Genomic DNA, 18,765 nt, shown 5'->3' with positions numbered 1-18,765 from the left:
CTCCTCGGCGTCGAAGGAATCCTCAAGTACCGCGACGCCTCCGTGGTGGACCAGGCTACGGTCACGACCCGCCGACGCCGCCGCCCGGCGCGGGCGTCAACCTGAGGACTGCCCGCCCGGACCGGCCTGCCGGAGGTCCCGCGTGCCCGCCGCCGGCTTCGGCAGCCAAACGCTGAGCGGGACTTCCCGGACGCGGCCGCCAAACCCCCACACGCAACCCGGCTACGGCAGCCAAAAGGCTGAGCTGAACCTCCCGGACGCGTCCACCAGACCTTCACACGGAAACCCGGCCTCGGCAGCCAAACGCTGAGCGAAACCCCGCGGACGTACCCGGCAGACCCCCACACGGAACCCGACGTCGGCAGCCGAAAGGCTGAGCGAAACCCCCCGGACGCGCCCGCCAGACCTTCACACGCAACCCGACCTAGGCAGCCAAACGCCGAGCGAAACTCCCCGAACGCGCCCGCCAGACTCCCAGGCGGAGCGTCGTTCAGCGCTCGTCGATCCGGATCGCGTGCATCGCGGCCTCCTCGGCCGACGCGCCGGCCCCGTCGACGCCGATGTCGCGCGCGTAGAGGTCCACCTCGGCCTCACCGTCGGCCAGCGCGATCAACCGGCCGGTCCGAGTAGAACCGCGCTTGCCGTCGCCGGACTGCGTCGAGCGCCCTGCCAGGGGCTCCGACCGCGGCCGGAGCCGCGCACCTGCGTCAGCCTGACCACTGCCCGCCTGGACCGGCCGACCGGAGAACCCGTGTGCCGGTCAGACTCCCAGGCGAAGCGTCGCTCAGCGCTCGTCGATCCGGATCGTGTGCATCGCGGCCTCCTCGGCCGACGCGCCGGCTCCGTCGACGCCGATGTCGCGCGCGTAGAGGTCCACCTCCGCCTCACCGTCGGCCAGCGCGATCAACCGGCCGGTCCGCGCGTCGCCGACCTCGTCGTCCAGCAGTTCGCCGTCCGTGTCGTACGTGTCGCCGAGGCCGTCACCCTCATCGGATTCGGACTCGGCCACCTCGCGCGCCAGGCGCTCGGACAGCCCCTCGCCCGTCGCCTCCTCGCGCGCCGTCGTGCCCCAGCCCTGCGAGGCCCACGGCCGTTCCGCCGCCGAGTAGCCCTCGTCCAGCGGGTCGTCCGGCCCCCTGGTGTCCAATGTGTCCGACGCGTCCAGTTGCTCGTAGACGTCGTCGTCGATCTCGTCGCGGTCCATGGTGCGCTCCCGTTCGTGCAAGCCTGCGCACAGCATCGCACGAACGGGAGCGCGGGCATCAGGGCGTCAGGATCGCGCGGCCCCGGATGCGACCCGCGTCGAGGTCGTCGATCGCGTCCTGGAACCGCTCCAGCGGGTACTTCGTGGTGTGCAGCCGCACCTTGCCCTGCGCCGCGAGCACCATCAGCTCGCACAGGTCGGTGTAGGAACCGACCAGGTTGCCGATGAAGTTGATCTCCGTGGAGATGATGTCGATCGTCGGCACGTCGATGTTCTCGCCGTACCCGACCACGTGGTAGTCGCCTGCCCGGCGCAGCATCCCGACCCCGTCGCGCGTCGCGCCGCCCTCGCCGACGAAGTCCAGCACCACCTCGGCCCCGGCGCCGCCGGTCAGGTCCAGCACCTCCTCCACCTGCCGCCCCTCGGCGACGACCCCGTGGTCCGCGCCGATCGACACGGCCAGCTTCACCGCGTCCGGGTTGCGGTCGACCACGATCAGCTCGGCCGCGGTGAGCGCCTTGAGCACCTGGATGCCGATGTGCCCGAGCCCGCCCGCGCCGATCACCACGCACCGGTTCCCCGGCCGCAACCGCCGCGCCGCCTTGGCCGCCGCGTGGTAGGCGGTGAGCCCGGCGTCGGCCAGCGCGGCGACGTCGGCCGGCTCCAGCGAGTCGTCGATGCGCACCACGCTGCGTGCCGAGGTCTTCAGGTACTCGGCGTATCCGCCGTGCGTGTCGATGCCCGGGAACGCGCTCGCCGAGCAGTGCACGTCGTCGCCCTCCCGGCACGCGGCGCACAGCCCGCAGGTGATCAGCGGGTGCACGATGACCTTGTCGCCCTCCGCGACGTTGGTGACCGCGCTGCCGACGGCGTGCACCCAGCCGGCGTTCTCGTGGCCGATCGTGTAGGGCAGGGTGACGCCGGACTTCTCCGCCCACTGCCCTTCCAGGATGTGGATGTCGGTGCGGCACACCCCGGCGCCGCCGATCTTCACGACGACGTCCCAGGGCCCGGTGACCTCCGGCTCCGGCACCTCGGTCATCCGCAGGTTCTCGTGGTAGCCCACGACCTGTACTGCCTTCACGACACCTTCTCCTTCACGGGTGACTGGTCCGCCGCCGACTCCGGGTAACGCGTCCGGAGCAGGCCGCGGCAGAAATGGGCGTTGCCGTCGATCGAAATGCGGATGGACCGCGCGAACCGCAGCCGCAGCGGCACTTCCTCGCGCGGGTAGCGGTTGCCGTCGTCGTCGACGAGCGCGAACGCCGACGGCTCGGTGCTCAGGCCGAGCGCCTCGCGGCGGCGCAGCAGCGCGGTCGTCGCCGGGCCGGGCGGCAGATCGCCGAGGACGACGTCGTGCAGCCCGTCCTCGGGCAGGCCCGCCCGCAACATCGCGGTGAGCACGCGTTCCATCGCCGCGGTGTGCGCCTTGCGGCGGAACGTGGCGCGCAGCTCCGCCAGGCTCTCCTCGGCCTCGTGCCCGAAGGTGCCGCGGTAGCCGGCATCGGCGGCCAGCCCGCGGTTGATCAGGTCCGAGTCGTGGTGGTCGTCGAGGAACACCGCGACCTCGCCGGCACCCGGCAGCGCGGACAACGCGTCCTTGGCGTCGGAGGCCATCAGGTAGGCGAAGTTCGGCGAGCAGAACGACGTCGGGAGCCGCAGGTGCACGGTCACGGCGGATCCGGACACCTCCAGGGACCGCACGAACCCGAGGTCGGTGATGGGTTCGTCCAGCTCGGGGTCGATCACGGTGTCCAGCGCGCGGCGGGCCTGTGCTTCGGTGACCATCACGCCACCGCCACGGCCTGCGGCTCCTCACGCGGGAGCTGCAGCTCGGCGGGGACCGGGATGTCGTACATCGCGGCCGCGTTGAGCCCGAGGATCTTCTTCTTCTGCGCGGTGGTCAGCGGTGCGTACTCGGTCATGTCCTCCGGGATCTGGAAGTCGACGAACCGCTCGACCAGCCACCGCGGCGTCCAGAGCGCGTAGTCGCTGGAGAACTGGATGCGGTTCTCGTCCAGCCAGTACAGCAGTTCGCCGATGATCTGCGCGAAGTACCGCGGCCGGGTGTGGATGAACGGGATCGCGACGGCGAGTCCGGCGTGGACGTTGGGCTCCTGCGTGGCGATCCAGCAGAAGTCCTCCAGCCGCGGCAGGCCGCAGTGCTCGACGACGAAGTTCAGGTCGGGGAAGTCGGTGGCGACCTTGTCGATGTCGGCGACGTCGAAGGCGTCCCGGTCCAGCGGCCGGATCGTCGGTCCCTTGTGGACGTGGATGTTGCGGATGCCCAGTTCCTGCGCGGCTTCCAGGTACTTGTAGGACCAGGGATCGTCCAGTTTGTATCCGCGGGAATCGCCCTGCCATTCGGCGGTGTAGAGCTTGACGCCCTTGAGGCCGAACCGTTCCGTGTCGCGGCGCAGCTGGTCCAGCCCGGCCTGCTCGAAGCGCGGGTCCCAGAAGTGGTTGTAGGTCAGCTTGTCCGGGTGGGCCTGGGCGAGCGCGAAGGCCTCCTCGGTCTGGCCGAAGCCGCGCTCGTAGAAGGCGCCCAGGTGGGCGGGCTGGAAGATGGCGTGGTCGACGTAGCCGTCTTCGAACAGGTCCTTCATCAGCCGCGCGCCGCCCTGGTAGAGGTAGTCCTCGTAGGGCCACACCTCGGACTCCGGGCTGAGGTTGCGGTGGTAGTCGTAGAAGCAGTCGATGAACTGCTTGCCGTGGATGTTGCGCTGGTTCTCCGGGCGGGCGTCCCACAGCGCGATGTGGGCGTCGACGATGAAGTAGTTCTCGCCGTCCTTGGTGTACATCAGTCCGGGTCCTTCCGACGTGGCGACCGTGGCACGTGCACCGGTGACGGTAGGTAGCCGGGCGCCGCGGCGGGCCCGCGTGGCGTCTCAATATGAGACAGTCGGACGACCTGCCTGTCCGGCGCGGCGCGGTAGCCTCGCCGGAAGACGCAACGATGCGGACGGGAGGTCGCCGATGGTGGATCAGCGGGCGGTCCTGCCGCCCCGGCTGGCCGCGTCCTGGCAGCGCAGCAGGCAGTACGGGGTGTCACCGGAGACGGTGCGGCCGGCGTTCACCGGCACCGTCGACCACGATTCGCTGTTCTTCGAGTGCGGCCAGGAGGTGCTCTCCGGCCTGCACACCACCCTGGCCAACGAACCGGTCAGCCTGATGCTCACCGACAGTGACGGCCTGGTGCTGAGCCGGCTGTGCGACGACAGCACCATCCTCCGTTCGCTGGACCGCGTCCACCTGGCGCCGGGCTTCTCCTACGCGGAGCGCGACGCCGGCACCAACGGGCTCGGCCTCGCGCTGGCCGACCGCGCCCCGTCGCTGGTGTCCGCCGAGGAGCACTACTGCACGGGCCTGTGGGGCTACACGTGCGCCGCCGCGCCGGTGCTGGAGCCGGGCACGAACCGGCTCATCGGCAGCGTCAACCTGACCACGTGGTCGAAGTCGTCGAAGGAGCTGCTGCTCGCGCTGGCCCAGGCCGCGGCTGGCAACACGGCGGCGCTGATGCTCGCCCGGTCGCACGGCCACCTCGCGCCGCCGGGCCCGCGTGGCGAGGTGTTCCGCGTCTACTCCGACCGGCTGCCCGACGTCGCGGCGAACCTGTCGACCGTATGGTCCGACGCGCTCGCCGAGGCCCGCGCGGCAATGGAGCACGGCCGCGTGGTGTGCGTGACCGGCGAGCCGGGCAGCGGGAAGGCCGCGCTGGCGTCGATGGCCCGCCGGTCGGTGCGCCCGCGGGAACGCGTCCTCAACGCCCGGCCGCCCGCGCCGCAGGACGCGGCGTCGTGGCTGGCGCTGTGGACGCCGGAGGTGGGCAAGGCCGACACGTGCGTGATCCTCTCCGGCGCCGACGCGCTGCCCGCCTACGCGGCGGAGGAGCTGGCCGCGCTGTTCGCCGGGGCGCGCGGCGGGTTCGTGATGACGGCCGCGGACCACGCGGGCGTGCCGGACGCGCTGCGGGCCCTGGTCGACGCGGTGGTCGAGGTGCCGGCGCTGCGGTACCGGCCGGACGACGTCCTCCCGCTGGCCGGGCACTTCGCGCGGGAGAGCCGCGGCCGCCCGGTCACCTTCACCCCGGCCGCGTCGCGGGCGCTGACCGCCTACCCGTGGCCGGGCAACGTCCGGCAGCTGCGGCAGGTGGTGCGCGAGGCGGTGGCGCGGGCCGACGTCGTGGACACCCGGCACCTGCCGCCGGAGGTGTTCACCAGCCCCGGCCGCCGCCTGACGCGGATGGAGGCCGTGGAGCGCGACGAAATCGTGCGCTGCCTGACCAAACCGGGCACGACGGCCGCGCAGGTGGCGTCGATGCTGGGCATGAGCCGCGCCACGGTGTACCGCAAGATCGCCCAGTACGGGATCAAGGTGCCGCGCCGGTAGGTACGCTCCCGCGTCATGCCCACCGAACGTCCCGAGATCCCGACCGTCGGCGGTGAACGCGAACTGCTGCGCGCCCACCTCGAATACCACCGCGCCACGCTGGCCTGGAAGTGCGACGGACTGTCCGATGCGGACCTGCGCAAGCAGTCGATGCCGCCGTCGACGCTGTCGCTGCTCGGGCTGGTGCGGCACATGGCCGAGGTCGAGCGCGCGTGGTTCCGGCGGACGATCAACGGGGAGACCGAGCTGCCGCTGGTGTGGTCGGACGAGGGCGACTTCCAGGTGGCCTACGACGCGCGGGAGTCGACGCGGTCGGAGGCGTTCGCGGCGTGGCAGGCCGAGGTCGAGCACGCGCGGCGCATCGAGGCGGCGGCCGGGTCGCTCGACCTGGTCGTGCACTCGCCGCGCTGGGGCGCCGACGTGTCGCTGCGCGCGGTGATGCTGCACATGATCCACGAGTACGCCCGGCACAACGGGCACGCGGACTTCCTGCGCGAGGGCGTCGACGGGGTCACCGGCGCCTGACGTGCGAACCGCGCCGCGGCGCGGTAGGTGTGGTGTCGTGGACCCGGCACAGGCATTGCGGCAGATCGCGTTCGAGCTGGAGCGCGCGGGCGCGCCGACCTACCGGGTGCGGGCGTTCCGGCGCGCGGCGGCCGTGGTGGCTGGGTTGCCGCCGGACGAGCTGGCCGAGCGGGTCCGGCTCGGCACGTTGAAGGCGCTGCCGGGCATCGGTCCGGCGACGGCGCAGGTGGTGGAGCAGGCGTGCGCCGGTGAGCAGCCGGACTACCTGGCGAAACTGCTCGCGGAGGCCCCGGAGCCGGACCGGTCGGGGTTGCGGGGCGCGTTGAAGGGCGACTGCCACACCCATTCGGACTGGTCGGACGGTGGCAGCCCGATCGAGGAGATGGCCGAGGCGGCGCGCGCGCTGGGGCACGAGTGGATCGCGCTGACGGATCATTCCCCGCGGCTGACGGTGGCGAACGGGTTGTCGGCCGAGCGGTTGCTGCGGCAGCTCGACGTGGTCGCGGAGCTGAACGAGAAGCTCGCGCCGTTCCGGATCCTGACCGGCATCGAGGTCGACATCCTCGAGGACGGTTCGCTCGACCAGCGGGACGACCTGCTGGAGCGGCTGGACGTGGTGGTGGCGAGTGTCCATTCGAAGCTGCGGATGCCGTCGGAGCCGATGACCGAGCGGATGCTGGCGGCGGTGCGGAACCCGCTGGTGGATGTGCTGGGGCACTGCACGGGGCGGATGGTGATGGGCCGCGGGCGCCCCCAGTCGGAGTTCGACGCCGAGCGGGTGTTCGAGGCGTGTCGCGAGAACGGGACCGCGGTGGAGATCAACTGCCGCCCGGAGCGCATGGACCCGCCCGACGACCTGCTCGCGATGGCCGCCGGGATCGGGTGCGTGTTCACCATCGACACGGACGCGCACGCCCCCGGGCAGCTGGACTGGCTGGGGAACGGGACGGTGCGCGCGGAGGCCGTGGGCATCGGGCCGGAGCGCGTGCTGAACACGCTGAGCGCCGCGCAACTGGGCGGCTGACGGACGCTGGTCGCGTCCGGCGTTTTCACGCCTGTTCGGTGATCGGAACCGCTACCCTGAGCGCGGATTCGATGGGGAGGAACCTGACGTGAACAGCTACGACACGGGCGGACTCAGCGTCGGCGCCGCGATCGGGGTCTCGCTGGGCAGCCTGGCGTTCGCGGTGCTGATGGTCGCCGCCATCTGGCGCGTGTTCAGCAAGGCGGGCCAGCCCGGCTGGGCGGCGATCGTCCCGATCTACAACACGATCGTGCTGCTGCGCGTCGCCGGGCGGCCGTGGTGGTGGATCCTGCTGATGCTGATCCCGCTGGTCAACGTCGTGCTGCTATTCATCGTCTACATCGACCTGGCGCGCTCGTTCGGCCGCGGCACCGGGTTCGGGGTGCTGATGGTGTTCTTCCCGTTCATCCTCCTGCCCATCCTGGGGTTCGGCAGCGCGCGCTACCTCGGCCCGGCGGGCGGGCAGCCGCATCCCGGGGGTCCGCAGCCGGGCGGTCCGCGCGGGCCACAGGCGTATCCCGGCCAGCCTTACCCGGGCCAGCAGAGTCCCGGGCAGCAGTACCCCGGAGCGGCGGGGCCGTATCCGGGACAGCAGCCGTACGCGCCGCAGCAGTACCCCGGGCAGCCGCACCCCGGGCAGCAGTACTCCGGGCAGCAGTACTCCGGCCCGCAGCATCCCGGCCCCCAGTACCCCGGGCAGCAACATTCCGGCCAGCAGTACCCGGGTCAGCAGCATCCCGGGCAGCCGTACCCAGGCCCGCAGTCCCCGGGGCAGCAGCCGCCGCGGTAGCCCGGCCCCACAGCCTCGCGGACTTCGCCCCCCTTGCGGCGTCGTCCCATCCGCCCGCGCGCACCACACGCTCCTCCGGCGCCATCCCATCCGCCCGCGCGCACCCCACCCTCCTCCGGTGCTATCCCATCCGCCCGCGCACGCCACACGCCCCTTCCGGCCCCTCGCCTCCGCCCCTTCGGCCCGCCGCGCTCGCGCGGCTCGCCGCACCCTCACGCTCCCCTGCACGCCCTCCGCGGCCCGCCGCCTCCGGCGGCCTCCGCGGCACCGCCCCATGACCCCCCTCACCATCAGCGCCTGGCGCCTCCGCGCCCTCGGCCTCCGGCCCCTCGGCCCAACGCACCCTTCGGCCCACGGCCCCTTGCCATCTGCGCTCTCGCGGCCCACCGTCTCCAGCGGCTCCGCCCCTATCGCCCCGCCCCGACCCACCATCGGCGCCCGGCGCCTCCACGCCCGCGCCATCCAGCCCCGCGGCCCACCGCCCCCGGCCGGCCTCCGCGGCACCGCCCCTTGCCCCTCCGCCCTCCCCGCCTCCACAGCACCACCCATCCCAACCCACCACCCCTCGCCCCTCCGCGCTCCCCCGGCCCGCCGCCTGTGGCGGCCTCCCCCGCCCAAGCCATCCCCGGCCCCTCTGCGCAGCTCACCTGCCCGCACCCGCTGCCGTGCGCGTCATCCGCGCGCGTGTCACCGTGATGATGTGCTGACCGTGCTGCTGGCCGTGCTCGCCGCCGTCGCGAACGCCGCGGGTGCCGTTCTCCAGCGGGCCGGGGCGCGGAAGCAGCAGGGCAGCGACCTGGACGTCGGCGCGCTCAAGGGGCTCGTCCGGACCCCGGTGTGGGTCGCGGGGGTCGTCGTCATGCTCACCGGGCTCGTGTTGCAGGCGGCGGCGCTCGCGACCGGGCCGATCGTCCTCATCCAGCCGATCATGGTGTCCGAGCTGGCGGTCACGCTCGTCCTGGCGGGGCTGGTCTTCCGCACCCGCCTCGGCATCCGGGACTGGGTCGCCGCGGTCGGGATGGCCGTCTCGGTCGGGCTGCTGCTGTTCGCGCTCGCCCCGGGCGGTGGGGACACCCGCGGCGTCTCGGCGCTGGAGTGGCTGCTCGGCTGCGCCGTGACGATCACCTGTGTGGCCGTGCTGTTCGTGGCGGGCAAGCGGGACGAGACCACCCACAGCGCGGCCTTCCTCGGCGCGGCGGCGGGGTTGTGGTTCGGGTTCACCGCGGTCCTCATGGCCGGGGTGACCGCGGCGCTCACGGCGGGCGGCGTGCCGGGGTTGTTCAAAGCCTGGCAGACCTACGCGATGCTCGTCGCCGGGCCGGCCGGGTTCTTCCTGCTGCAGACAGCACTCCGGGCCGGGCGGCTCGTCGCCGCCCAGCCCGGGCTCGTCCTGGCCAACCCGCTCGTCGCGCTGGGCTGGGGCCTGCTGGTGTTCGGGGAGCACGTCCGCGGCGGGCCGTGGATCGCGCTGGAACTGGTGGCCGCCGGCGGCCTGGCCGGGTGCACCGTGCTGCTGGCCGGATCGCCGCTGCTGCGCGACGAGGACCCGGCCCCGCAGCCCGCCTGACTCACACCCCGGCCGGGACGCGCTCCACCCGCTCGGCGGCGCGGCGCCGCAGCAGGCCGCTCAGCGCGAACCGGCCCGGGCCGGCCACCGCGATCAGCAGGAACACCCACGCGTACAGCGCCGCGGTCTCGCCCATGTTCTGCAGCGGCAGCAGGGCCAGCGGCTGGTGCACGGTGAAGTAGGCGTAGGCCATCGCGCCGGAGCAGATCAGCGCCGCGCCCCGGGTGCCGAGGCCGAGCATCACCAGCACCCCGCCGCCCAGCTCGATGACGCTCGCCCACCAGGCCGGCCACGCCCCGAGCGGCGCGCCGGCGCCCTGTCCGTCCATCCCGCCGAACGCGCCGAACCCCTGCAGGCCATGAAAGGCGAACAACAGTCCGACCACTATGCGGACGACGCCCAGGACGACGGGGGTGAGCTGGGTCTGCGAAACCGGAATGCGAGCCATGATCGATCCTTCCTCCGAAGTTGCTGTCATCAACACGTCGAAGGAACCCGGGCCGGATCGACAACTCGCCCCGATTATTTTTCCGGCGAGGTCACCACTGCTGCGGCGGCGGGCCGTAACCCGGCGGCGGCGCCTGGTAGGGGCCGGGCTGCTGCGGCGGGCGCTTGCCCCACTCGCACCAGCGCGCGGTGAGCGGCACCAGGGCGAGGACCAGCGTGGCGATCGCGGGCGACAACACGGCCAGCAGACCGCCGACGCCGCCACCGATCGCCGCCGCGCTGTCGAATTCGCTGCTGAACCGGTCGTCCGAGGACAGCACGATCAACGCGACGAGGCCCTGCACGATGTGCAGCGCGCTGCCCGCGGCGACGAGCCAACGGCCCGCGGACTTGCGCAGGAACAGCAGGATCGCGCCGGGCAGCAGGGTGGCGAACTCGATCAGGTACACCGTGCCCTGGAAGATCACGAGCCACTTGAGGTCCTCGACCACGTCGTCGAGGACGCCGAAGTTGGCGATCCCGATGGCGACGCCCCACAGGGCGCCGAGGACGGCGAGCACCCCGGCGGTGATCGCGGTGCCACCGCTGGGCGGCTGCTGGACGGAGTACTGCTCGCCCGGGTAGGGCGGGGGCGCGGCCGGGTACTGGCCCGGCTGGGGCGGGTACGTCATGGGAACCTTCCGATCGGACTTGACCGGCGTGATCCAAACAGACGAGCCGCCCGCGCGTGGCGGAAGTGACCGATTCGCGACCCGGATCACCACTGCGAGTGAGGCGCCCAGGTGTACGGGCCGGGCCGCGGCGCGCACCACCGCGCGGTCGCCGGGACCAGCGCCATCACCAGCGTCACGACGGCGGGCAGGATCTGCAGGAACACGATCGCGAAGTCGCCGTGGACGTAGGACGGCCCGGCCTTGTCGACGTAGACCAGGTCGGCCAGCTCGTACCCGACGCCGGCGACGAGGGTCTGGACGACGTGCAGCGCGCTGCCGCCCACCAGCAGCCACCGCCCGGCGGCCTTCCGGGAGAACAGCAGCACCGCCCCGGTCAGCAACAGCACGAACTCGACCAGGTAGCCCATGCCGCGCATGCCGAGGACCCACTGCACGCCGGTGGCGGTCTCGTCGATCGCGGCGAGGTTCGTGACCGCGGCCGCGATCGCCCACAGGGCGCCAAGGCACCCCAGGACGCCGGCGGTGATGGCCGTGCCGCCGCGCGGCTGCCGCGGGCGCTGGAACGGACCGGACGGGGGCGGAGGCGGAAACGTCATGTGCCGACCCATCTCGCGGGGGACCGCTCCGATCACAGCAGGAGTTCCCGCCCGGTGTGGCGGAAGTGACCGATCCGGGACCTGAGTTCGACGCCTAAGATCACCCGGTGGCCCAGACCGAGCAGCAGCAGGCGTTCTTCACCGCCGACGGCGACGAGCTGGCCCCGGCTCCGGTGGCGCGCAGCTGGTGGAACCCGGAGATGATCCACGGCCGCCTGCTGGGCGGGCTCGCCGCGCGGGCGCTGGAACGCGAACAAGCCGCGCCGGGCCTGCACTTCAGCAGGCTGACCGTGGACCTGTTCCGCAACGCGCCGCTCGCCCCGGTGCGCGTCGAGACCGCGCTCGTGCGCCACGGGCGCCGCATCCGGGTCGCGGATGCCCTGGTGCACGGCGCGACGGGGCTCGTCGCCCGCGCGACGGCGGTGTTGCTGCGCAGCGGTGAGCAGCCCGCCGCGCCCGTCCCGGCCACCCCGGCCTGGGACGCGCCGCCGCCCGAGGAACTGTGGGAGCCGCGGGAACAGGGCTGGGCGATCTGGCGGTTCGACGAGCACAACCAGCCGCTGCGCACGGGCCGCGGAACCGGGCGGCGGCGGGCGTGGCTGCGTGAGTCGCGGGAACTGGTCGAGGGCGAGGCGCTGTCGCCGTTCGTGCGGGCCGCGCTGGCCGCCGACACCGCGAGCCCGCTCGCCCACGCCAGCGCCGGGAGCCTGGACTTCATCAACGCCGACTACACGTTGTCGCTGAGCCGCTTGCCGCTGTCGGACGCCATCGGACTGGAGTCCTCGGGTCACCTCAGCGAGGACGGGATCGCCGTCGGGCACTGCACCCTGCACGACACCGCCGGGCCGATCGGGTTCTGCCTCACCACGGCGGTCGCGAACCCGGGCCGCAAGGGCTGACAGTCCCGTTTGGGCGGCCGACCGTCGGGAATCCCGACCGGATCACCGATGGGAGGCTCCCATGAACGGCAACGCGAACAACCAGCCGGAGTCGGCGCCGGGGATCCCGGAGTCCGATCCGCCGCAGGGCGGCCCGAACGCCGACAACGACACGCCCAACCCGGCCGACCTCGCACCCGGCTTCGGCGGCACGTCCCGCACCCGGCCGCTGAGCACCGAGGAGGAGGACCAGACCGGCAACGGCTCGTGACCGGATCGGTCCGGACTCCGGCCTGATCCAGCCTGCCGTCGCCGGCGCCGGAACCGCAGACTCGACGGCATGAACGAAGCACTCGTCGTCGTGGACATTCAGGAGTCGTTCCGGCAGCGGCCGGGCTGGCGGCTCACCGCGAACCCCGCGGTGGCGGAACGGGCGGCCCTGCTCGCCGAGCACACGCGCGCACGCGGCGGGCTCGTGTGCTGGGTCCTGCACAGCGAACCCGGCAGCGGCACGGTGTTCGACCCCGCGCTCGGCCACGTCCGGCTGATGGACGGGCTGACGCCTGCCGAGGGCGAGCCGCTGCTCACCAAGACCGCGCACAACGCCTTCACCACCACGAACCTGCAGCAGATCCTGGTGTCGCGTGGAATCCGGCGGCTCACCGTCTGCGGCATCCGCACCGAGCAGTGCTGCGAGACGACCGCCCGGCTGGCGTCCGATCTGGGCTACGACGTCACCTTCGTGACCGACGCGACGACCACCGACCCGATCCCGCACCGGGACGCCCCTGCCGGGCGCACGCCGGAGGAGATCCTCGCCGATCCGCGCACCCTCGGCACGGACGAGATCATCGCCCGCACCGAGTACGCGCTGGCCGGACGGTTCGCCGCGATCCGCGGCGTCGCCGAGCTGACCGGAGTGGGCGTAGGCTGACCGGATCGTGACCCGTGTGGCCTTCGTGCTCCTCCCCCGCCTGCACTTGCTGGACCTCGCCGGGCCCGCGCAGGTGTTCTCGACAGCCCGCGACCTGGGGCTGGACTACGTGCTGGCCTACCTCGGTGAGCGCGCGACGGTGGAGACGGCGCAGGGCGTGCCGGTGACGGCGGAGCGGGACTGGCCGGACCTGTCCGCAGGCGATCTGGTGGTCGTCCCGGGGTGGCGGTCGCCGCGACTGACGGCGGCGCCGCTCAGCGCGGCGGGGCTGGCGTGGGTGCGGGCGCACCACGAGCGGGGCGGCACGGTGGCGAGCGTGTGCTCGGGCGCCGACGCGCTGGGCCGGGCGGGCCTGCTGGACGGCCGCCGCTGCACGACGCACCACGAGCTGCAGGACGAACTCGCGGAGCGCTACCCGGCGGCGACGGTGGTGCGGGACGTGTTGTTCGTGGTCGACGACCGGGTGGTGACGTCGGCCGGGATCGCGAGCGGCATCGACCTGGCCCTGCACCTCGTTGCTGCGCGGCACGGCCCGGCGGTGGCGGCGCGGGTGGCCAGATCGATGGTGGTGTACGCGCGCCGCAACGGCGACGAGCAGCAGGCCAGCGCGATGCTGCGGCACCGGTCGCACGTCAACGACACCGTCCACCGCCTCCAGGACCTCATCGACGCGCGGTTCGCCGGCCCGCTGAAACTGGCCGAACTGGCGGCCGCGGTGGGCTGCAGCGAGCGCACGGTGACGCGCCTGTTCACCCGCGCGACCGGGCTGACCCCGTTGCGGTACCAGCAGATGCTGCGGCTGGAACGCGCCGAGCACCTGATCGGCCACGGCTCGACGGTGGAAGCCGCCGCGCGGGCCGTGGGTTTCGAGGACGCCCGCATGCTGCGCCGGCTCCGCGCGCGCACCGGTCGCTGAACCGGGGGACCTCCGGCTCCGCGGCGGCGTGCCGGTGCCAAGATGGCGATCTTGGGGGACGTGGCAGGGGGCCGCGTCGTGACTGGGGGACACGATGACGGCGCTCGGCCACGCACGACTCACCCACGCCCGCCTGCGCTGGATCACCCGTGCCGCCGCCGCGGTCCTCCTCCTCACCACGGTCGGCTGGGTTCTGCTGTTCCAGGGCTTCCTCGACCTGCACGTCTACCGCACCGGCGGCTTCGCCTGGCGCACCGGCACCGCGCTGTACGAGCCGGGCTTCGCGGCTCTCGTGCCGGGCATGCCGCTGCCCTTCACCTACCCGCCGTTCGCCGCGATCCTCTTCGCGCCCGTCGAGCTCCTGCCGTGGCACGTGGCCAAGTTCGCGATCAGCCTCGCGTCCGCGGCCGCCCTCGCGGTCACCACCACGATCACCGCCCGGCGCGTGATCGCCGACCGCGCCGCCGCGGACGCCCTCGGCATGTCGGTGGCCGTCCTGTGGGCCCTGTTCGAGCCGGCCCGGCAGACCATCGGGTTCGGGCAGATCAACCTGATCCTGATGGCTCTGGTCGCCGCCGACTGCCTGCTCCCCCGCACCCGCTGGCCCCGCGGTCTCCTGGTCGGCGTGGCCGCGGCGATCAAGCTCACCCCGGCCGTCTTCGTGCTGCTGTTCCTCCTCCGCGGCCGCTACCGGGCCGCCGCCACCGCCGTCGCGTCCTTCGCCACGTGCGGGCTCGCCGCCCTGCTGCTCGCGCCCCGCGACTCGGCGCAGTACTGGCTGCACACCCTCTTCGACCCGGAACGCATCGGCGGCCTCTCCTACGCCTTCAACCAGAACATCCAGGCCGTCCTGGTCCGCCTGCTGCCCGCGAGCACCCCGCTGTGGGCCGTGCTCGCCGCCGCGGTGATGGCATTGGCCGCGGCCGCCGCGCGCCGTGCCCGCGACGACGTCACCGCCCTGCTCGCCATCGCCGCCGGCGGGCTCCTCGCGTCGCCAGTGAGCTGGTCGCACCACTGGGTCTGGGTCCTGCCCGCCGCCGTGGCCGTGCTCGTCCGCGCCCCGCGCTGGACCCCGGTCCTGCTGGTCTTCGCCGTCGGGCCGCACTCGTGGCTGCCGCAGACCCACGACCTCGAGATGCACTGGACGTGGTGGCAGCACCTGCTCGGCTCGTCCTACGTGCTGGTGACCATGGTCGCGCTGTATAGGTCGTTATACGCCGGGAATTCCACTCCGGCCGGAATCGTTGAACAAGACGGCCGCCGGTTTCGCCCGTCCCGATCTGGCGACACCGGCGGCCCTGGTACCGGCACCGCGCGCCCGGTAGCGTCCGGGGAGTCCGAGGACGTGATCAACACGGTGAGGTGAGACGGTGCCGTCCCTGCTCGTCGCGAACCGGGGCGAGATCGCCGTCCGGATCATGGGAACCGCCGCCGGACTGGGCTTCCGCACCGTCGCCGTGTACCCCGAGGACGACGCCGAGTGCGCCCACGTCACCCGAGCCGACCACGCGGAACGCCTCGACGGCACCTACCTCGACGCGGCCGCGATCGTGGCCGCCGCGCAGCGCACCGGCTGCGATTTCCTCCACCCCGGCTACGGTTTCCTCGCCGAGAGCCCCGAACTCTCCCGCCGCTGCGCCGAGGCCGGAATCCGCTTCGCCGGACCGTCCCCGGAAGCCCTCGAACTGTTCGGCGACAAGACCCGAGCCCGCGCACGCGCCCGTGAGCTGGGCATTCCCGTCCTCGCGGGCACCGACGGCCCCACCGACCCGGCCACGGCCGAGGCGTTCTTCGCCGAGCACGGCGCCGTGATGGTCAAGGCGCTGGCCGGTGGCGGCGGCCGCGGCATGCGGCCGGTGACCGACGCCGCCGACCTGCCCGCCGCGCTGCGCCGGTGCGCCTCCGAGGCCGCGGCCGCGTTCGGTGACGGCTCGGTCTACCTCGAACGACTCCTCCCCCGCGCCCGCCACATCGAGGTGCAGATCGCCGCCGACGGCGAGACGGTGCTCGCGCTCGGCGACCGGGACTGCAGTCTCCAGCGACGACGCCAGAAGCTCGTCGAATTCGCGCCCGCCGCGCTTGACCGGGACCTGCGAAAGCGTTTGCACCAGGCGGCCACCGTGCTCATCGGGTCCACTGTGTACCGCGGTCTGGCCACTGTGGAGTTCCTGGTCGACGGCGGTGAATTCGTGTTCCTGGAGGTGAACCCGAGGCTCCAGGTCGAGCACACCGTCACCGAGGAGGTCACCGGGCTCGACCTGGTCGAGATCAGTCTTCGCCTCGCCGCGGGCGAGTCGCTGGACCGCACTGTCCCCGAGCCGCGCGGGGTGGCGCTCCAGGCCCGCGTCAACACCGAAACGGTGCGGCCGGACGGCACCGTGTTGCCCGGCGGCGGCGCGCTCACCGCGTTCCAGCCGCCCACCGGGCGCGGCATTCGTGTGGACACCCACGGCTACCCGGGCTACGCGGGCAACCCGCGCTACGACTCGTTGCTGGCCAAGGTGATCGTGACCGGACCCGACCTCGCCGCGGCCGCCGCACGGGCCCGCCGCGCGCTCGGCGAGTTCGCCGTCGCCGGACCGCCGACGAACCTCGCCCTGCTCCGGGCGCTGCTGGCCGAACCGCTCGACGCGGTCGACACCACGTTCGTGGACCGCCGCCTGCCGGACCTGGTGGACGAGATCACCGGACCGGCCGCCGCGCCGGGCACGGTCACCGCGCCGCAGCAGGGTGTCGTGGTGCAGGTGTGCGTGGCCGAGGGCGAGACCGTCACGGCCGGTGCGGAACTCGTCGTGCTCGAAGCCATGAAGATGGAGCACGTGATCACCGCCGAGCGGGGCGGCGTCGTGCTCGGTGTCGCGGTCAAACCGGGCGACACCGTGACGGCCGGGGCGGTGCTGGTGACCCTGCGGGAGAACGGCGACACGACCACGGCCGGCGAGGTGACCGAGGCCGACCTGGACCACGTGCGGCCGGACCTCGCGGAAACGCTGGCGCGGCACGAGATCGGCCTGGACGCCGCCCGTCCGGACGCGGTGCGCAAGCGCCACTCCGCCGGGCGGCGGACCGCGCGCGAGAACGTCGAAGACCTGTGCGACCCCGGCAGCTTCACCGAGTACGGCGCACTCGCGATCGCCGCGCAGCGCCGGCGCCGGGACCTCGGCGACCTGATCCGCCGCACCCCCGCCGACGGCATGATCACCGGCACCGCGACCGTCGGCGGCCGTCCGGTCGTGGTGCTGGCCTACGACTACACCGTGCTCGCCGGCACGCAGGGCGTGCACAACCACCGCAAAACCGACCGGATGCTGCGGATCGCGCGCGACCGGAAGCTGCCGGTCGTGCTGTTCGCCGAGGGCGGCGGTGGCCGGCCGGGTGACACCGACACCTCCGCGGTGGCCCAGCTGGACGTGCCGACGTTCCGGATGGCCGCCCAGCTGGCCGGCGAGGTGCCGACGGTCGCGATCGTCTCCGGCTACTGCTTCGCCGGGAACGCGGCGCTCGCCGGGGTGTGCGACGTGGTGATCGCGACCGCGGGCAGCTCGCTGGGCATGGGCGGCCCGGCGATGATCGAGGGCGGCGGGCTCGGTGTCGTCGCGCCCGGTGACGTCGGGCCGATGCCGGTGCAGTACGCCAACGGCGTCGTCGACGTGCTGGTCGCCGACGAGGCCGAAGCGGTGGACGTCGCGCGGCGTTACCTGTCCTATTTCACCGGCCCGGCCGAGGCGGGCGAGCCGCACGACCAGCGCCGGTTGCGGCACCTGGTCCCGGAGAACCGGGTCCGCGTCTACGACGTGCGGCCGGTTCTGTCCACAGTGGCCGATCCGGGCAGCCTGCTCGAACTGCGGTCCGGGTTCGGCGCCGGGGTGATCACCGCGCTGGCCCGGATCGGCGGGATCCCGGTGGGCGTGCTGGCGAACAACCCGGGCCACCTGGGCGGCGCGATCGACGGCGACGCCGCCGACAAGGCCGCGCGGTTCGTGAACTTGTGCCGCGCCCATTCCCTACCGGTGGTGTCCTTCGTGGACACTCCCGGGTTCATGGTGGGCCCGGAGGCCGAGAAGACCGCGACCGTGCGGCGGTTCGGGGACCTGTTCGTCGTCGGGGCGCGGCTGGCCGCGCCGCTGGTCGCGGTCGTGCTGCGCAAGGCCTACGGCCTGGGCGCGATGGCGATGACCGGCGGCTCCCTGCACGCGCCCGCGCTGACCGTGGCGTGGCCGACGGGCGAGTTCGGCGGCATGGGCCTGGAGGGCGCGGTGCGGCTGGGTTTCCGCAAGGAGCTGGAGTCGATCGCCGACCCGGAGGCCCGCCACGCCCGCTACACCGAGCTGGTGGCCGAGTACTACGAGCGCGGCAAGGCCCTGAGCACGGCGATGGTGTTCGAAATCGACGACGTGATCGACCCGGCGGACACCCGGGAACGGATCGTCCGCACCCTCACCGCCACGGCCTGAGCCCGGAACTCGCAACCACGCGCGCGGCGCCCGCGAACGTGGAACTCACGCCCGCGAACACGAGCCCCGCACCCGCCAAGTGCGCAACCCGCACCCGCGAACACCAGCCCCGCACCCGCCAAGCGTGCAACCCGCACCCGCCAACACCAGCCCCGCACCCGCCAAGTGCCCAACCCGCACCCGCCAACACCAGCCCCGCACCCGCCAAGTGCCCAACCCGCACCCGCCAACACCAGCCCCGCACCCGCCAAGTGCGCAACCCGCACCCGCGAACACCAGCCCCGCGCCCGCCAAGTGCGCAACCCGCACCCGCGAACACCAGCCCCGCGCCCGCCAAGTGCGCAACCCACACCGGCGGGCGCAGAAC

19 protein-coding genes are annotated in these 18,765 nt (G+C 73.1%); 11 read left to right on the top strand and 8 right to left on the bottom strand.

Features of this window, described 5'->3' with window-relative positions; all coding sequences use genetic code 11:
* Positions 1–490: 490 nt before the first annotated feature.
* The 5 genes from ABZ193_RS25175 to ABZ193_RS25155 form a co-directional block, all read right to left on the bottom strand.
* Positions 491–673 carry a DUF5709 domain-containing protein gene (locus ABZ193_RS25175; RefSeq protein ID WP_354711675.1) on the bottom strand — a complete coding sequence of 61 codons (183 nt, stop codon included), beginning with the start codon at positions 671–673 and terminating at the stop codon, positions 491–493.
* A 111-nt stretch (positions 674–784) separates the two neighbouring features.
* Positions 785–1,204: a DUF5709 domain-containing protein gene (locus tag ABZ193_RS25170; protein WP_020416139.1), complete on the bottom strand. Its 420-nt coding sequence runs from the start codon at positions 1,202–1,204 to the stop codon at positions 785–787.
* 58 nt (positions 1,205–1,262) lie between these two features.
* A complete protein-coding gene (locus ABZ193_RS25165; protein WP_354711674.1) occupies positions 1,263–2,288 on the bottom strand; it encodes an NAD(P)-dependent alcohol dehydrogenase in 1,026 nt (341 codons plus the stop codon).
* The gene (locus ABZ193_RS25160; RefSeq protein ID WP_027928816.1) at positions 2,285–2,992 is read right to left on the bottom strand and encodes an iron-sulfur cluster assembly protein; all 708 of its coding nucleotides are present in this window, start codon (positions 2,990–2,992) and stop codon (positions 2,285–2,287) included. The genes ABZ193_RS25165 and ABZ193_RS25160 overlap by 4 nt, the downstream gene beginning before the upstream one ends.
* Entirely contained in the window at positions 2,992–4,005 is a 1,014-nt protein-coding gene (locus tag ABZ193_RS25155) for an amidohydrolase family protein (RefSeq protein WP_237338019.1), read from the bottom strand. Before ABZ193_RS25155 ends, ABZ193_RS25160 begins: the two co-directional genes overlap by 1 nt.
* Before the next feature lie 175 nt (positions 4,006–4,180).
* Here ABZ193_RS25155 and ABZ193_RS25150 point away from each other — a divergent pair, with 175 nt between their 5' ends.
* The 5 genes from ABZ193_RS25150 to ABZ193_RS25130 all read left to right on the top strand — a co-directional run bounded on the left by ABZ193_RS25150 (position 4,181) and on the right by ABZ193_RS25130 (position 9,499).
* Entirely contained in the window at positions 4,181–5,593 is a 1,413-nt protein-coding gene (locus tag ABZ193_RS25150) for a GAF domain-containing protein (protein WP_237338020.1), read from the top strand.
* Between the two features lie 15 nt (positions 5,594–5,608).
* On the top strand, positions 5,609–6,118 hold the full coding sequence (locus ABZ193_RS25145; protein WP_020416144.1) for a DinB family protein: 510 nt from the start codon (positions 5,609–5,611) through the stop codon (positions 6,116–6,118).
* A 37-nt stretch (positions 6,119–6,155) separates the two neighbouring features.
* Entirely contained in the window at positions 6,156–7,142 is a 987-nt protein-coding gene (locus tag ABZ193_RS25140) for a PHP domain-containing protein (RefSeq protein WP_237338021.1), read from the top strand.
* Between the two features lie 88 nt (positions 7,143–7,230).
* Positions 7,231–7,932 (top strand): DUF5684 domain-containing protein, encoded by a 702-nt coding sequence (locus ABZ193_RS25135; RefSeq protein ID WP_354711673.1) that lies wholly within the window; start codon positions 7,231–7,233, stop codon positions 7,930–7,932.
* A 700-nt stretch (positions 7,933–8,632) separates the two neighbouring features.
* Complete coding sequence (locus ABZ193_RS25130) at positions 8,633–9,499, top strand: DMT family transporter (RefSeq protein ID WP_237338023.1); 867 nt, start codon at positions 8,633–8,635, stop codon at positions 9,497–9,499.
* Position 9,500: 1 nt separating this feature from the next.
* Here the strand turns inward: ABZ193_RS25130 and ABZ193_RS25125 are convergent, their stop codons facing one another.
* From ABZ193_RS25125 to ABZ193_RS25115, 3 genes are all read right to left on the bottom strand, one after another.
* Complete coding sequence (locus tag ABZ193_RS25125) at positions 9,501–9,947, bottom strand: DoxX family protein (RefSeq protein ID WP_237338024.1); 447 nt, start codon at positions 9,945–9,947, stop codon at positions 9,501–9,503.
* Between the two features lie 91 nt (positions 9,948–10,038).
* Positions 10,039–10,617, bottom strand: coding sequence for a hypothetical protein (locus tag ABZ193_RS25120; protein WP_237338025.1), 579 nt, complete (start codon positions 10,615–10,617; stop codon positions 10,039–10,041).
* Positions 10,618–10,703: 86 nt separating this feature from the next.
* Positions 10,704–11,216 (bottom strand): hypothetical protein, encoded by a 513-nt coding sequence (locus tag ABZ193_RS25115; protein WP_237338026.1) that lies wholly within the window; start codon positions 11,214–11,216, stop codon positions 10,704–10,706.
* Positions 11,217–11,323: 107 nt separating this feature from the next.
* Here ABZ193_RS25115 and ABZ193_RS25110 point away from each other — a divergent pair, with 107 nt between their 5' ends.
* The 6 genes from ABZ193_RS25110 (at position 11,324) to ABZ193_RS25085 (ending at position 18,398) form a co-directional block, all read left to right on the top strand.
* Positions 11,324–12,115 carry an acyl-CoA thioesterase domain-containing protein gene (locus tag ABZ193_RS25110; RefSeq protein ID WP_237338027.1) on the top strand — a complete coding sequence of 264 codons (792 nt, stop codon included), beginning with the start codon at positions 11,324–11,326 and terminating at the stop codon, positions 12,113–12,115.
* A gap of 61 nt (positions 12,116–12,176) precedes the next feature.
* Positions 12,177–12,365: a hypothetical protein gene (locus tag ABZ193_RS25105; RefSeq protein ID WP_020416152.1), complete on the top strand. Its 189-nt coding sequence runs from the start codon at positions 12,177–12,179 to the stop codon at positions 12,363–12,365.
* Positions 12,366–12,434: 69 nt separating this feature from the next.
* Entirely contained in the window at positions 12,435–13,028 is a 594-nt protein-coding gene (locus ABZ193_RS25100; RefSeq protein ID WP_020416153.1) for an isochorismatase family protein, read from the top strand.
* 7 nt (positions 13,029–13,035) lie between these two features.
* Positions 13,036–13,944 (top strand): DJ-1/PfpI family protein, encoded by a 909-nt coding sequence (locus tag ABZ193_RS25095; RefSeq protein ID WP_237338028.1) that lies wholly within the window; start codon positions 13,036–13,038, stop codon positions 13,942–13,944.
* Positions 13,945–14,038: 94 nt separating this feature from the next.
* On the top strand, positions 14,039–15,310 hold the full coding sequence (locus tag ABZ193_RS25090; protein WP_354711672.1) for a glycosyltransferase 87 family protein: 1,272 nt from the start codon (positions 14,039–14,041) through the stop codon (positions 15,308–15,310).
* 4 nt (positions 15,311–15,314) lie between these two features.
* The gene (locus tag ABZ193_RS25085; RefSeq protein ID WP_354711671.1) at positions 15,315–18,398 is read left to right on the top strand and encodes a carboxyl transferase domain-containing protein; all 3,084 of its coding nucleotides are present in this window, start codon (positions 15,315–15,317) and stop codon (positions 18,396–18,398) included.
* The last annotated feature ends 367 nt before the right edge of the window (positions 18,399–18,765 follow it).

This window comes from Amycolatopsis sp. NPDC006125, from assembly GCF_040614195.1.
GTDB lineage: Bacteria > Actinomycetota > Actinomycetes > Mycobacteriales > Pseudonocardiaceae > Amycolatopsis_E > Amycolatopsis_E tucumanensis.
Note: the sequence above shows the minus strand (reverse complement) of the source record. Positions and strands in the feature narration are given on the sequence as shown.

Coding starts and splice junctions, on each gene's coding strand:
- ABZ193_RS25090 (WP_354711672.1), top strand. CDS start 14,039: ATGACGGCGCTCGGCCACGCACGACTCACCCACGCCCGCCTGCGCTGG.
- ABZ193_RS25150 (WP_237338020.1), top strand. CDS start 4,181: ATGGTGGATCAGCGGGCGGTCCTGCCGCCCCGGCTGGCCGCGTCCTGG.
- ABZ193_RS25105 (WP_020416152.1), top strand. CDS start 12,177: ATGAACGGCAACGCGAACAACCAGCCGGAGTCGGCGCCGGGGATCCCG.
- ABZ193_RS25115 (WP_237338026.1), bottom strand. CDS start 11,216: ATGACGTTTCCGCCTCCGCCCCCGTCCGGTCCGTTCCAGCGCCCGCGG.
- ABZ193_RS25170 (WP_020416139.1), bottom strand. CDS start 1,204: ATGGACCGCGACGAGATCGACGACGACGTCTACGAGCAACTGGACGCG.
- ABZ193_RS25125 (WP_237338024.1), bottom strand. CDS start 9,947: ATGGCTCGCATTCCGGTTTCGCAGACCCAGCTCACCCCCGTCGTCCTG.
- ABZ193_RS25145 (WP_020416144.1), top strand. CDS start 5,609: ATGCCCACCGAACGTCCCGAGATCCCGACCGTCGGCGGTGAACGCGAA.
- ABZ193_RS25155 (WP_237338019.1), bottom strand. CDS start 4,005: ATGTACACCAAGGACGGCGAGAACTACTTCATCGTCGACGCCCACATC.
- ABZ193_RS25100 (WP_020416153.1), top strand. CDS start 12,435: ATGAACGAAGCACTCGTCGTCGTGGACATTCAGGAGTCGTTCCGGCAG.
- ABZ193_RS25120 (WP_237338025.1), bottom strand. CDS start 10,617: ATGACGTACCCGCCCCAGCCGGGCCAGTACCCGGCCGCGCCCCCGCCC.
- ABZ193_RS25160 (WP_027928816.1), bottom strand. CDS start 2,992: ATGGTCACCGAAGCACAGGCCCGCCGCGCGCTGGACACCGTGATCGAC.